This window comes from Schaedlerella sp. (assembly GCF_056796775.1).
In genome coordinates this window covers 34,736-49,312 of record NZ_JBQIKP010000037.1, presented here as the reverse complement: position 1 = coordinate 49,312, position 14,577 = coordinate 34,736, and the positions used below count along the sequence as shown (strand labels likewise).

Annotated in this window: 12 protein-coding genes; 7 read left to right on the top strand and 5 right to left on the bottom strand. The window is 46.4% G+C overall.

Features of this window, described 5'->3' with window-relative positions; translation table 11 throughout:
• Positions 1–407: 407 nt before the first annotated feature.
• The 3 genes from ACTOY7_RS15605 to ACTOY7_RS15595 all read left to right on the top strand — a co-directional run bounded on the left by ACTOY7_RS15605 (position 408) and on the right by ACTOY7_RS15595 (position 5,853).
• Positions 408–1,865 carry an MFS transporter gene (locus ACTOY7_RS15605; protein ID WP_394683665.1) on the top strand — a complete coding sequence of 486 codons (1,458 nt, stop codon included), beginning with the start codon at positions 408–410 and terminating at the stop codon, positions 1,863–1,865.
• Positions 1,866–1,898: 33 nt separating this feature from the next.
• On the top strand, positions 1,899–4,781 hold the full coding sequence (locus ACTOY7_RS15600; protein ID WP_482672235.1) for an alpha-L-rhamnosidase: 2,883 nt from the start codon (positions 1,899–1,901) through the stop codon (positions 4,779–4,781).
• Positions 4,782–4,890: 109 nt separating this feature from the next.
• On the top strand, positions 4,891–5,853 hold the full coding sequence (locus ACTOY7_RS15595; protein WP_482672234.1) for an alpha/beta hydrolase: 963 nt from the start codon (positions 4,891–4,893) through the stop codon (positions 5,851–5,853).
• Positions 5,854–6,250: 397 nt separating this feature from the next.
• Here ACTOY7_RS15595 and ACTOY7_RS15590 read toward each other — a convergent pair whose 3' ends face one another.
• Positions 6,251–7,168, bottom strand: a complete 918-nt coding sequence (locus tag ACTOY7_RS15590; RefSeq protein ID WP_482671053.1) for a nuclease/transposase family protein — start codon at positions 7,166–7,168, stop codon at positions 6,251–6,253.
• 365 nt (positions 7,169–7,533) lie between these two features.
• Here ACTOY7_RS15590 and ACTOY7_RS15585 point away from each other — a divergent pair, with 365 nt between their 5' ends.
• Together ACTOY7_RS15585 and ACTOY7_RS15580 are read left to right on the top strand one after the other, a co-directional pair.
• Positions 7,534–8,829: an AAA family ATPase gene (locus ACTOY7_RS15585; protein WP_482671052.1), complete on the top strand. Its 1,296-nt coding sequence runs from the start codon at positions 7,534–7,536 to the stop codon at positions 8,827–8,829.
• 220 nt (positions 8,830–9,049) lie between these two features.
• On the top strand, positions 9,050–9,346 hold the full coding sequence (locus tag ACTOY7_RS15580) for a hypothetical protein (RefSeq protein ID WP_482671051.1): 297 nt from the start codon (positions 9,050–9,052) through the stop codon (positions 9,344–9,346).
• A gap of 77 nt (positions 9,347–9,423) precedes the next feature.
• On the opposite strand, the gene ACTOY7_RS15575 is transcribed toward ACTOY7_RS15580, so the two are convergent.
• From ACTOY7_RS15575 to ACTOY7_RS15565, 3 genes are all read right to left on the bottom strand, one after another.
• Positions 9,424–9,693 carry a Txe/YoeB family addiction module toxin gene (locus tag ACTOY7_RS15575; protein ID WP_160283358.1) on the bottom strand — a complete coding sequence of 90 codons (270 nt, stop codon included), beginning with the start codon at positions 9,691–9,693 and terminating at the stop codon, positions 9,424–9,426.
• Complete coding sequence (locus tag ACTOY7_RS15570; RefSeq protein WP_016296914.1) at positions 9,686–9,955, bottom strand: type II toxin-antitoxin system RelB/DinJ family antitoxin; 270 nt, start codon at positions 9,953–9,955, stop codon at positions 9,686–9,688. The genes ACTOY7_RS15575 and ACTOY7_RS15570 overlap by 8 nt, the downstream gene beginning before the upstream one ends.
• Positions 9,956–10,113: 158 nt before the next feature.
• Positions 10,114–10,968 (bottom strand): MerR family transcriptional regulator, encoded by an 855-nt coding sequence (locus ACTOY7_RS15565; RefSeq protein ID WP_482671050.1) that lies wholly within the window; start codon positions 10,966–10,968, stop codon positions 10,114–10,116.
• An 85-nt stretch (positions 10,969–11,053) separates the two neighbouring features.
• Between ACTOY7_RS15565 and ACTOY7_RS15560 the strand changes: the two genes are divergently transcribed.
• The gene (locus ACTOY7_RS15560; RefSeq protein ID WP_482671049.1) at positions 11,054–12,388 is read left to right on the top strand and encodes an MATE family efflux transporter; all 1,335 of its coding nucleotides are present in this window, start codon (positions 11,054–11,056) and stop codon (positions 12,386–12,388) included.
• On the opposite strand, the gene ACTOY7_RS15555 is transcribed toward ACTOY7_RS15560, so the two are convergent.
• Positions 12,379–12,885: a methylated-DNA--[protein]-cysteine S-methyltransferase gene (locus ACTOY7_RS15555; protein ID WP_482671048.1), complete on the bottom strand. Its 507-nt coding sequence runs from the start codon at positions 12,883–12,885 to the stop codon at positions 12,379–12,381. The genes ACTOY7_RS15560 and ACTOY7_RS15555 overlap by 10 nt on opposite strands.
• Before the next feature lie 308 nt (positions 12,886–13,193).
• Here ACTOY7_RS15555 and ACTOY7_RS15550 point away from each other — a divergent pair, with 308 nt between their 5' ends.
• Entirely contained in the window at positions 13,194–14,576 is a 1,383-nt protein-coding gene (locus ACTOY7_RS15550; protein WP_300885231.1) for an AAA family ATPase, read from the top strand.
• Position 14,577 lies beyond the last annotated feature (1 nt).

Sequence of the window (14,577 nt, the reverse complement as noted above, 5' to 3'; positions counted from 1 at the left end):
GTTGTAGATGTATTAGCTTTGCAGGGAGCCGGATGCGGGAAAGCTGCACGTCCGGTTCTGAGAGGGGTAAGCCCCGTAAGGGACTTACCTACTTACCAAAATTCGGAGAAGTTTCCTATAGAACAAGAAAAGTGTGCGTCTTGACGCACACTTGCGCCGGAGCGCGGCTGCAGCGGATATGAAAAAATGTCGGGAAAATATGAAAAAGCGCCGGATTTGTACGATTTTAAGTAGATTGATGGTAAAAAACGTCGGGTACATATGAAAAAACTACATTCAAAAAGGGATTCCCATTGTGTATCATAGGCTTATAAGATACAGGGAGCGAACAGGAAGGACTGCCGGCCGCATGTGAGGAAGGGCGGCGGAAAAAAGAATTGACCCTGTATCAAATAAAGAGAAAGGGAATGAAGCAAATGAGTAATGAAGTAACAAAAACCCAGGCAAAGCAAGGGAAACTCGGCAAACCATTTATCTGGTTCCATGCCACATCCGTAAATGGCGGCGCAATGGCGATCGCGGCGACAATCGCAAGTTATTTTTCACTGTATGTACAGGAGACCATCGGAATCACGGCCGCGCAGTTGTCGGTTATTTTGCTGATCTGTACCCTGTGGGATGCCATCAATGACCCGATCATGGGAGTGATCTGTGATACGGTAAAACCGAGATGGGGGCGGTACCGCACCTGGTTTACATTTACACCGATCTTTCTGCTGGTTGATATGTTCCTGCTGTTCAGCAACCCGGGATTCATCCAGGGAAGCCCGATGAAAAAATGTATTTACGTGTGCATTACCTACATGTTCTATGGGATGATCGTAACGGCATATACCATGCCGCAGATGGCAATCCTTCCGGCTATGACGCTGGACGATGAGGAGCGCAATGATGTGGTCGCAAAGGGCGCTGGCGTATGTGCTCTGATGTTTACAATTGCTTCTACATTTTCCACACAGCTGGTTGAAATCTTCGGAAGCTACCGGAACCTGATGTGCTTTTACGCCGTATTCGCGATCATTTCCTTCTGGGGCTTGTACAAGACATCGGAAGAACGCTATGTCATGCCGAAGGAAAAAGGGGAAGGCGGATTGAAGCAGCTGGTTTACGTGTTCCGTCATAAAGAAATCTGGCCGGTGATGGTAGTATGGTGTCTGGCAGCGGTTTCTTATGGATTTATGTTCACCTCCTCCGTATATTATGCACAGTATATTCTGGCAGGGCAAAGAGTCGATTTTGCGACGATGGACGAGGCGGCGATCGGGGCAACGATCGGAGGCACCATTTCCACTTATATGGGATTCATCTCCATGGGCGCGCTGATTTCCATGGTAGTGCTGATGCCGATTTTCCTGAAAAAGTTCAAGACAGGATATAAGGCGATGATCATTTCACAGATTCTGACGATTATATGCTATGTAATCCTGTATTTTACAGGGCGTATGAACTTTATGTACTGCTGTATCCTGTCCTTTGTGGCAACGGCAGTAGGCTCTATGGTAAACGCGTTGGTGAATGTGCTTGTAAATGATACGATTGACTTCATTATGCTCAAGGAAGGAAAACAGCTGAACGGCATCATCTCATCCGTGAAGGGATTTGCGCAGAAGTGCGGCAATACCATTACCAATTCCGGTATGCTGGCAATTCTGGCGATCTGCGGATTCGACGCGCAGTTAGGACCGTTCGGACAGTCCCAGACGGCAGTTACGGGTACCAATATGGTTCGTTTTCTCGTTCCGGCGCTGGTTTCCGCTGCGATCCTGGTGATCATGATCTTCTATCCATTGAAGAAATATTTCCCGGAGATTGCGGAGATGAAGAAGAAAATCGCGGCAGAGCACGAAGCAAACGGAGCAGAATAGTATTGATATCCGATTGCGGATGGAAAGACGGGAATGGAGAGTATTTCACAGGGATCGACCGGTGGGATACTCTTTTCCCATATCCGCAGATTGCAGATTTGGGGAGAAGAGGAGAGGAGAAAAGAAATGCAGATTCAGGATTTAAAAATCAATGGAGTAAATAATCCGGTGGGATTCCACATGGACAGTATCATCTGTTCGTGGAAAGTAACACATGCGAAGAGTCAAAAACAGGCAAATGTGAAAATAGAGGTCAGTGCAGATGAAGATTTTTGCGAAATAATTTTCACAAAGGAAGGCGCGGACTTAAAGCAGCAGGGGGAAACCCTGTGTATGGAGCTTAAGCCCAGGACTACATATTATTACCGGGTCGCGGTGACCGGGGACCAGGGGGATTCGGCGGTCAGCGGCACATACGTATTTGAGACCGGAAAGATGGAGGAGCCGTGGAAGGCACAGTGGATCTCGGCGAAAAAAGAGGACCGCTTTCACCCGGTGCTGCGCAAAGTATTTTCCGTGGAAAAGCCGGTTAAAAGGGCCAGGATCTACGGCACCGGCGTAGGATTGTTCGAGTTGTATATGAACGGGGAAAAGCTGGGGCAGGAATATCTTGCGCCTTATGTGACCCAGTATGAGACCAACATCCAGGTGCTGACCTTCCCGGCGGAAGGATTGGCGCAGGGAGAAAACACGCTGGAATTTCTCCTTGGAAAAGGCTGGTACATGGGCGTATTCGGCCTGGAGCTGCAGAAACACAACTACGGGGATCGGATGGCGGCGATCGGGGAGCTGCACATCGAATACGAGGACGGCACAGAGGATCTCATCTGTACGGACGGAAGCTGGGAATACAGAGGCTCTATGATCGAGGATTCCGGCATTTATGACGGGGAAATCTATAATGAACTGCTCTGGGAGGGGAAGGAGAACCCATGGAAACCGGTGAATGTCCTGGAGCATCCGGAGGAAAATGAGGGGACGAAAAATCTGGTGAAGAGTCACCTCATGGATCGCTTAAGTCTTCCGGTGCTGGCCATGGAAGAACTGGCGGTACAGGAGATCATTCACACCCCGGCGGGAGAAACCGTGCTGGACTTCGGACAGAACTTTGCCGGATTTGTGGAATTTGACACAGCGTTTCCGAAGGGGACAAAGATCACGCTGGAATGTGCAGAGATCCTGCAGGAGGGGAATTTTTACCACGGCAATTACCGGGACGCAGTATCCACATTTACCTATATTTCTGACGGCACAGCGAAAAAAGTCCGGCCCCATTTTACATTTTTCGGATTCCGCTATATCCGTCTCACCGGATGGCCGGGAGAATGCAGAAAAGAAGCGTTTACAGGAAAGGTGCTGTATTCGGATATTGAGCGGACCGGTTATATCCGGACAAACAATGAGAAGATCAACCGCCTGTATGAAAATACGGTGTGGGGTTTAAAAGGCAATTTCATCGACATGCCCACGGACTGCCCACAGAGGAGCGAACGCCTGGGCTGGACAGGCGATGCCCAGGTCTTTGCGCCTACGGCAAGCTACCATATGGATACCAGGGCATTTTTCCACAAATTCATGAAAGATCTGCGTGATGAGCAGAGATTTCTGGACGGCGGGATTCCCAACTATGTGCCCAACATCGGACACAAGCCGGACTGCGGGAGCGTGTGGGGGGATGTGGCCACATTTGTCCCCTATGTGCTGTATCAGTATTACGGAACCGCCGAAGAGCTGGAGTATTGCTACCCGATGATGCGGGACTGGGTGGAGTATATCGACCGGCAGGACGCGGTCAGGGGCGGCAGGCAGTACCTGTACAACTTCGGATTTCATTTCGGGGACTGGCTGGCACTGGACGGGCCGACGCCTACCAGCTTCAAGGGCAGCACCAACGACGACTTCATTGCATCCGTTTACTATTACCGCTCCGTGCAGATCGTCCGGGAGGCGGCCGGGCGTCTGGGAAAAACGGAGGACGAGAAGCGGTATCAGGAGCTGGAGGAGAAGATCTATGAAGCGGTTCTGCGGGAGTTCTATACACCCAGCGGCAGGCTTGCCATTGATACCCAGGCAGCTTATGTGATTGCGCTGAAATTCCATGTATACAAGGATCGCCAGAAGATGATCGGCCAGTTTAAGCAGCGCTTGATGCAGGACTGCCATCAGATCAAATGCGGCTTCGTGGGGGCGCCCCTTTTGTGCACCGTGCTGGCGGAAGCCGGATTGTTTGAGCTGGCCTATGATTTTCTCTTAAAGGAAGGTTTCCCAAGCTGGCTCTACAGCGTCAACCTGGGGGCTACCACCATCTGGGAGCGGTGGAACTCTGTGGGAGAGGACGGGACCATCAGCGACACCGGGATGAACTCCCTGAACCATTATTCTTACGGCTCCGTGATGGAATTTGTATACGCTTACGCAGCCGGCATCCGTCCGCTGGAGCCGGGATTTGCAAAAGCGGTGATCGCGCCCCATCCGGACATCCGCCTGAGAAAAATGGAATGCAGTTACAATTCGGTTTCTGGAAACTATGTCTGCAATTATGAGATCTGCAGGGACGGAAAGATGTGCGTGCAGGTGGAAGTGCCGTTCAACTGTGAGGCGGTTGTGGAGCTTCCGGGCTATCAGGAAAAGAGCGTGACACTGGGGGCGGGGGTCTATGAATACTGCTATGTGCCGGAGACGGATTACCGGAAGCCATACAGCAAGGATACCACGTTGAACCGAATCGCGGCGGATGGAAATGCTATGAAAGTGCTGGCAAAATATGCGCCTGCAATTGCGGGAATCGCAGCGTCCGGCGATCCGGAGCTGGGGGCGAATACGCTGGAGGATATTTCCCATAAAGGATTTCTGCCTTTTGAGCCGGAGAAGCTGTGGCAGGCGGTTGAGGAATTGTCGGAGCTGGCTGTGGAGTGACGGATATGGGTTAGAGCCATTTGGCGCTGACTGTATATGCAATGTTTGGAACAGGATCGCTCAGGCGCTGCGCGGTTTTGTTCTGTAAAAAAGAAAAGGAGAAAAAGCGATGCAGAGTAATGTAATCTATTTATATGACGACAGGAAGGATGTTACATTGACAACATACATCTTGCAGGATTCCCCGGAGCTTCTGAACGGGAAAGACCGGCCGGCAGTGATCATCTGCCCGGGCGGCGGATATTTTAACTGCTCGGACCGTGAGGCGGAGCCGATTGCGTTAAAATTTGCCTCCATGGGATATCATGCGTTTGTACTGAGATATTCTACGTATTGTGAAGGCACGGGCGCGTTTCCGGATCTGTCGAAGCCTTTGACAGCGAAAGCACATTGTCAGAATCCTGTGCCTGTGCGGGAGATCGGACAGGCTATGCTGATCGTGCGGGAGCATGCAAGGGAGTGGATGGTGGATGTAGACCGAATCGCGATCTGCGGCTTCTCTGCCGGGGCGCACAATGCCGCAATGTATGCGGCAAACTGGCATACGGATATGATCAGCGGACATTTCGGAAAAGAGAAGGAACTGTTCCGCCCTGCGGCAGCCATCCTGGGGTATATGCTCAGTGATTATATCTACATGAAAGAGGCCGTAAAGGGCGCCAGTCCCATGGATCAGGCATTTTTTGCGGCTTCCAATACGGCGTTTTTGGGAGAGGCGGAGTCTTCGGATGAGATTCTGGCAGCAGTGAGTCCGGCAAGAAATGTGACGGAGCATATGCCGCCTGTCTTTCTGTGGGCAACGGCAGAGGATGAACTGGTTCCGGTGCAGCATTCGATCCGGATGGCACATGCGCTGGCAGACAAGAAGATTCCGTTTGAACTGCATATCTTTGAGAAAGGCCCCCATGGTCTGGCGCTTTCGGACCAGTCTTCGGCAGAATCCCTGTCGCAGGTATATCCGGACGCGGCAAAATGGGCGGATCTGGCGGGAGAGTGGCTGAAACAGAGATTTACGCTGCCGCTGCCGGAGAAATCCTCTTTCGAGAAATTGCTGGAGAATGGTGGGATATAGAGGCTGATAAAAATAGATGAAAACATTGCGCATACATTTGATATTATTAAGAACTCAGCGGATGGAAATGAGTTTTATGCCAGACAGGCAAGAAATCGTATATGGCTTATTTGTGAAGAAAAACAGAAATTACCTGAGGAGACATGCGCAGTCGGGTGCTGAGAGCTTATGGATTATTCGGAATAAGTTAGCTCTAATATTTCACTGTCCGTACAAAAAAATCCAAACTACTTTATTCAAAATCTGCACATGTAAAAGATGCGGAAAAAGTGGTTTGGATTTATACTTATATTGTGCTAAATAATTTGGGCAGCAGTCCAATAAAGCAAGTATATATGCCATGAATAGTTTCATCAAAATCAAATTACCGTTTTTTATATATTCTAACACGATCACTTTACACTGACTGAAGTTCTGCGAGTTGCTCCACTTCCGCAACGCTAAGACCTGAATCTTCAGCAATTTCCTCAACCGTCATTTTTCCTCTTTTCAGCATTCTAAGTGCAGTTTCCTTTTTTGTTTCACTTATGCCTTTGTTCAAAATTTTTCGTGCTTCTGTTTCAATCAAAGCCCCGCCCATCATATCACCTACACCTTTCTGTACATTCTCATATTTCTGCGCAATCTCTTTAATTACATCTCTGGAAAGCTCTATGATTGTCCGTTTGTCAAACGCCCCAATCACTCCCTGCTGTTCCAGTTCATCAAGCCTTTCTAAAATTTTCTGATACTCTGCTTTCAATTCTACCAGTTTCTGCTCATTACTATTATACTCTGGAAACCCTTTCTCATGTGAAAAAATATAAAACGGAATCAGCATCAACAGACCTTTTTCAAAAATATCATCCAGTGAATAGGTCTGCGCTTTCATAATCGGCACATCATACTGAACTGTTCCTCCCGGTGTGACAATCACGTATTTCATTTTGTCCGGCGTCTTTTTGTAAGTCCGTAAATACAGAACCGCCGTATTGGGAAATGTCACAGTCAGCGTTTCCTCTGTAACCTCGCCCTCGTCAAGAGCTATCTGTGCGTCATATTCAAAAAGCCTTATCGTGATTTTCCCATCTGGCAGGCTGCTTTCACACTCAACATGGTATTTCTTTGGTATCTTCCCGAAAACCGTAAAATTTGTGTCCGTAATCCGTTCCTTGTCCGCTTCGTCCTGCTGGTCTAAAAAATGTTCATTGGGAAAAAATCGTATTTCTTCATCCCCTGTATATGTTTCACCGAAAATTTCATTGATTACGGGGATAATCAGCTTACGGCAGTCATTCAGGATTGTCCGGAATGCTCCGTCATATATATTTGCCATATCTTATTTCCTTCCTTTTTGTGCCTTTATCATATCATTTTTGTATCTTAAATTCAAGAATTTCACAGCATTTCACGTGGTTTATGAACTGTTCACGTTACATGTCACACCCCGACCAGACACCATGCTGATTGGTCGGGAGGATGCACATAAAAGCTGGGATTCAGGCCGCCCATTGCCGAAGGCAATTTTAAATGGCGGCCTGAGTTACAGGGCACGCCTGGTCAAGGTGTGACCTGTAACGTGCAAGTTATACGGTTCAGCGGTTACAGGAAATCAGGTTGACAATAGATACTTCTTGTGACATGATAAAGAAAAGGGACAGCATTTATGATTTAGGCATGATAGCAGGAAGGTGATCCGGTATGTCCGCAGAATTAAAAATCAAACTGCCTGTTGGCATCGAAAGTTTTGAAGAGATCCGTACAGAAGGCTTTTATTATATCGATAAGACAAATTTGATCAGGGATTTGTTGGAAGGATGGGGAAAAGTGAACCTTTTTACACGTCCAAGGCGGTTTGGAAAGTCTTTGAATATGAGTATGCTGAAAAGTTTTTTTGAAACAGGCGCAAAAAAAGAACTGTTTGACGGCCTTGCAATTTCAGGGGAACATGCGCTGTGCGAAAGGTATATGGGAAAATTTCCAGTGATTTCCGTCACATTTAAGGGCATTGAAGGAGCGGATTTTCAGACTGCAAAAGGAATGCTGCGCTATGAATTGAAAAGGGAAGCCGAACGGTATCAGCTTCTGGCAGACAGCGACAGATTAACGGAGACAGACAAGCGCAATTATTTTGAACTGCTGAGGATGGAAACACAGGAAACGGTGATGGTGTCGCTGGCTTTATTATCCAGGCTTCTGTACAAACATTTTGGTAAAAAAACCTTGATTCTGATTGACGAGTATGATGTTCCTCTGGCAAAGGCACAGCAGAGCGGATATTATGAAGAAATGGCATCGCTGATCCGCAGTATCTTTGAGCAGGCTCTGAAAACCAATGACAGTCTCTATTTTGCGGTACTTACCGGCTGTCTGCGCGTGTCAAAGGAGAGTATTTTTACAGGGCTGAACAATCCGAAGATATTTTCTATAGCAGATGTAAGGTGCGATGAATATTTTGGATTTACGGATCATGAGGTCCGGCGCCTGCTTGACCACTATGGATTCCCGGAACAGTATGGCACGGTAAAGGATTGGTATGACGGGTATCATTTCGGCAATTCGGATGTATATTGCCCGTGGGACGTAATCTGTTATGTGGATGACCTGTGCCAGAATCCGGAAGCATGTCCGCAGGAATACTGGATGAACACAAGCGGAAATGATATCATCCATACATTTCTTTCGAAGGCAAAGCCTGCTACGGTGAAGCGGCAGATTGAGCGGCTGATGGATGGGGAAGCTGTAACAATGACCATCCAGGATAAACTGACCTATAAAGAAATGTATGACTCGATTGAAAATATGTGGAGTGTGCTGTTTATGACCGGATATCTGACACAGCGCGGAAAAGCCCAGGGTAGAAAGCGGCAGCTCATAATTCCAAATACAGAAATCAGAAATATATTTTCAGAACAGATTTTAGAACAGTTTTTTGAAAATGAGAGGCAGGATGGAAGAGAAGAACTATACAGCGCTGCTTCAGGCAAAGGGATGTAAGCCTGTTTTGAAATATGGGATTGCATGTCATAAGAAAAAATGCAGAGTCGTTATGCAGGAGCTTCTGTAGCATCTGCCTGCCGCTCAGGTTTAGATCCTGCTTGGAATCCCTCTGCGGTACGAGGAATTTCTGTCCCGCATATCCGGCGGTTCAGAGTAAAATGAACGTAACAAATTTCAATTCGTTTCAGCCGTTTTTACGCGGCAGAAAGGAGTCGCTATGGAAGCGGAACGTCTATTGTATATGTTTGCTATGATCCTTCCCGTATTTGGCCTGGCGCGGCTGGTCTGGGAAAGGAAGCTGGAGGTTTCAAGAAAAGCGGTTACCGGTACGAACGCTTTTTCCTCTACAGTGCTGGGAGGCATTGTGGGGACAGGCGCATTGTGGAAGCTGACAGGCAGTTATATCTATGCGGCCATCTATGCGGCGATTATCGTTGTATGCTACGGGGTCATTTGCGTGGTTGTGAAAAAGAAGGAATATCCGGAGGAAGAACGGTTTACGAAAGAAGAGTAATCTTGGGAAATATGGAATCCGATTAGGGAAAAAGACGAAGGCTGGTCAGAGGATGACCAGCCTCATTGCCAGATAAACTACGTTTCTTTATAATGGCCTCGACAATGTGCAATATAAATTCGTTCGTCTTCCATATGGTACACAAGGCGGTCTTTATCATTGATATGACGGCTGTATTCCCCTTGCAAATCGCCTGTCAGAGGTTCTGGTTTTCCAATTCCATTCATACAGCCATTTCGTTCAATATCCTTGATAAGCTGATTGATACGTTTTATTGTTTTTTTATCTTGTGTCTGCCAGTAGAGGTAATCATCCCAGGCATCATCAGACCATATTTTTTCACTCATCGTCCACCTCGATCAGTTCATGGGATTTCCCTTTTCCGGCTTTCAGTTCCTGTACAGATTTTTTTACATAAGCGATGTTTGCTTCAGAAAAAAAAGGATCAGGTGACTGTGTAATTTCAAAGGGAATCCGATTTTCACGTAAGACTGCTTTCACAAAAAGGTTAATAGCAGTGGAGGTATTTAAACCGACATTGGAACAAAATGTGTCAAAGCTGGTTTTATCATTTTCATCTACTCGTGCGGTTAAAGTTGCCAGTGCCATAGATACATCTCCTTTCACTCTTTATATGTCTATTATATTACTATTGTGTGCTTAAAGCAAGCGTTTGTAATACGGAAATTTTTTGATTATAGTTATAGTTATAATTCACGGCTTAACTGGATGCGATTAGTAATGAATCAGATACTAAAAGGGAATGTTTACGAAACTGGAATCTCAATCTGCGTAATATAATCCTCCATCCTCTCGATCACATTTTCATTGATCCCCATTTCATAGGAAAAGCCGTACAGCGTCAGGTTCTGCGCTTCGGCAAAATCCAGGATTTCCCGATATTTGCGGGGAATCTCTTTCCATGGCCCCTTGTGAAAAGCCTGGATATACCTGCCGGCGGACTGTATATGGAATGCGCTTTCCCGGGGGCGGGGTTCTGCGGATTCTTCCGTAAAAACCGATGCCGTGGGATCGGGAATTTCAATGAAGAGGCGGGTATAGTCCTCAAAATGCCCCCCGTAAATGCTTTCCACCGGAAGCATGGTCCCGTAGGAGGCGTCGTGCAGGCGGCGGAGCTGGCATTTTTTCGTTGCGGCGGTGATCATTTCCACCTCTTTTTCAAAAGAAGTCTCCCCGGTGATCTCAACGGTCACTAAGGCCCGTTCTTCCTTATCCACAATACGAATCTGGGACAGGTCCATAGTCAGCAGGGTCTCCATATGTTCATGATAGCTGCATAAGGTTTTCCGGAGCGACCTCAGATGTTCGATACTCTGATCCAGGGCCGTTATTTTTTCTTCCAACAGGATTTTCAGGCTGGCGGCGGAACGGTTTTTCATAAAATCCTGAATCTCGCTGACAGATACGTCCAGTTCCCGAAGCAGGAGAATGGTCTCTAAGACGGCGCTTTGTCGATAGCTGTAACAGCGGTATCCATTTTCCGGGTTGACGGCCGCCGGCCGGAACAGCCCGATCTCGTCATACCACATCAGTGTTTTCTTATTGATTCCGTGCATGGCCGCAAACTGGCCGATGGTGAGCAATTTCTCGTTTTGAATCATTTTTTAAAAATCTCCTTGACCATACAGTTACTGTACGGTCTATGATACTATATACAGATTATAAAAGCAAGGAGAAAAAAACACAATGGAAAATCAAACCTTATACGAAAAACCGGTTACATTGAAGCATATTCTGAAATTTGCCGTCCCCACCATAGCCATGACGGTATTTATGTCCTTCTACACCATGGTTGACGGCCTGTTTGTGTCCAACCTGATCGGTACAAACGCGCTCTCTGCGATCAACCTGACGGCGCCGATCATCCAGGTTGTGACCGCTGTTTCCACCATGCTGGCCACCGGAGGCAGCGCGGTGATCATGAAAAAAATGGGAGAGCAGAAGGTCTCGGAGGCAAGGGAGGATTTTACCTTTTTAATCCTGGTCAACGCGGCGGTGGGATTTGTGATGTGCGCTCTGGGCTATCTGGCGATGGGGCCGGTTTTCGCGGGGATGAATCTGTCTGCGGAGGTGGCCGGATACTGTGTGGAATACTTGAGCCGGTATCTGCTGTTTACGGTTCCGATCCTGCTGATGAACAACTTTACACTCTACATGATCGCCAGCGAAAAGGCAACGCTTTCCCTGGTATGCTCCGTGACGGGGGGCGTTTTGAACATGGTGCTGGACTATGTATTTATAGGGATGCTGGATATGGGGATCGGAGGCGCGGCCGTGGCGACAGGGATGGGATACTCTGTGACAGCAGTTGTGGGACTGGTCGTGTTCAGCCGGAAAACAAGCCTTCTCCATTTCCGCAAACCGGTGCCCCGTATTAAGGTGCTTGTAAACGCGGCGTCAAACGGATGCTCGGAGATGGCCACAGCACTTGTTACCGGGATCATCACGATGATGTTCAACTGGACGATGCTGAGATATGTGGGGGAAAACGGCGTGGCGGCGGTGACGATCATCATGTATGTGCTGATGTTTGTCAGTTCCCTGTATACCGGATATTCCTACGGGGTGGCGCCTATGATCAGCTATTATCACGGGGAAGAAAACCACAGAAAACTGAAAACGCTGATCAGGATCAGCCTGAAAGTGATCGCCTGCATTTCCGTCCTGTCGCTGGCTGCATCCTTTGCGCTGACAAAACCGCTGGTATCTGTGTTTGCAAGGCCGGACAACCCGGTCTATGACCTGGCCGTGACCGGAAACCGGATCTGTACCATAGCGCTTATATTTATCGGATTTAATATTTTTGCAAGCGGGATGTTCACCGCACTGTCCAACGGAGTGGTGTCGGCGGTCCTGGCATTTTCCCGATCCTTTGTATTCATGCTGATCACCATGCTGGTGCTTCCGCTGTTTCTGGGGGTCAGCGGAATCTGGCTGGCCACGCCTGCGGCGGAGCTGATGGCGCTGGTGCTGTCGGCGGGGATGTTCTGGAAGCATAGGAAAACGTATGGCTACCTTTGAACGATCTCAGCGTTTTCCATAGTAAGCAGATGCAGCTTTTTCTCAATCCCGCCGGCGTAGCCTGTCAGGCTTCCGTCTGTTCCCACCACCCGGTGGCAGGGAATGATCAGTGAAATGGGGTTGTGCCCCACCGCGCCTCCCACCGCCTGGGCAGACATATGGGGAAGCCCCATCTGCTTTGCGACGCGGTCCGCAATCCCGCCGTATGTCAGGGTCTGCCCGAATGGAATCGTGAGCAATAGTTCCCATACGGCTTTGCGGAAAGGCGTTGTTTCCATTTTCAGCGGCGGCGTGAAATCCGGAGCCTTGCCGCTGAAATAGATGTCAAGCCATTTCTTAGTTTCTTCAAACACAGGGAGGGGCTGTTCCTCATATTCTTTTGGCAGCGTACTGCCGAAATACTTCTGGCCGTCAAACCATAGTCCTGTGAGTTCGTTTCCAATGGCGGAAATCGTAATACCGCCCAGGGGCGAATGATAATGATAAACAGATGTCATGATATGATACCTCAAAATATATGTTATTTGCTTTGTTCACTTGTTATTTGGTTCATACTGCAATAGTATCATATATCTTGTGCGAGTTCTATCTGTTTTTCATTGGATATGATCGGAAGGCAAGGTATTGTTGCAGCCTTAAACTGGTAGATATAATATTTGAGCCGGTTTTTTGTTTACTTATGAAAATGTTAAAAGTGAAAAAATCGTTTAAAATAAAAAAAGTAGGATAAAAATAGATTTGTGGCATTGACAAAAGTGAAAAAAATACATATGGTATAAATATCAAGTATAGGAGGCGCTATAAATTGCTTATTCGATTTAATGTAAAAAACTTCTTGTCATTTTCAGAAAGAGAGGATGGAAAATCAGAAGAGTTTTCTATGATTACTGGAAAAGTAAGGAGCAAAAAGGAACATGTATATGAGGATGGAAAGATTAAGCTTCTAAAATTTGCTGCAGTTTATGGAGCAAATGCCGCTGGTAAATCTAACCTGGTAAAGGCACTGGATTTTATGCAAAGAATCGTAGTATCAGGTTTACCAAAAGGACACACCGATCATTACTGTAAAGTTACTGAGGAAAGTAAAGAGAAGGAAAGCTATTTTGAATTAGAAATTTTATTAAATAATAAATACTATGCTTATGGGTTTGAGGTGATTTTAAACCAAAGCCGATTTATATCAGAATGGTTAGTGGAGCTAACATCGGATAATAGGGAAAAATTAATTTTCAGCCGTGATATCAACGAAGGGACTTATGAACTTGGCGGAGAAGTAAAGGCAAAAGGATTAATAGAAAAATTGAATGTTTATGCAGAGGATATACAGGAGGATGGCAGTGCATTATTTTTATCAGTTATGAATCAAAATAAGAAGACTTTGTATCAACAGTTTAAGCAGGCTGCCATATTTCAGGATGTATATATGTGGATAAAAAATAATTTGGATATTAATTATCCAAACAGACCTATTTCCGATTACTCCTACATGGCGGAAACAGAAAATGTAGAAAAAATCTGTAGAATTATAGCAGCGTTCGGGACAGGGATTACAGATTTTCAGATGGTGGAAGTTCCTGTTGAGAAGGTATTAGGACATTTACCAAAGAAGATTCAAGAGGACTTGCTTGCGGATATTGAAAAGAAAATGGTGGAGATGAAGGAGGATATGGATTTAGGTGGATTTGGATTTGTAATGCGAAGTTACAGAAATTTTTTCATGATCAACATTGATAAGGAAGAAAACATTATTTGCAAAACAATTAAATTTTCGCATGAAAAAAAGAATGTTTTGTTTGAATTGTCAGAGGAATCGGATGGTACTGTAAGACTTTTAGATTTATTAGAAGTGCTGTTATCAGGTAAAAGCAAAACGTATATCATTGATGAACTGGATCGATGTCTGCATCCCAGTCTGACATATAAATTTGTCGAAACATTTTTAGAACTGGCATCCGAGAAAAATATTCAATTAATTGTAACAACTCATGAATCACGCTTATTAGATTTTGATTTGCTGCGCCGTGATGAAATTTGGTTTGTAAATAAAAGGAAATCCGGAGAAACCGATATTTATTCTTTAGAGGAATACAATGCCAGATTTGATCAGAAAATTGATAAAGCTTATTTGGAAGGACGTTATGGGGGGGTTCCGGTTTTCAATACTATATTCCCGATTCGAGAGGTATAGG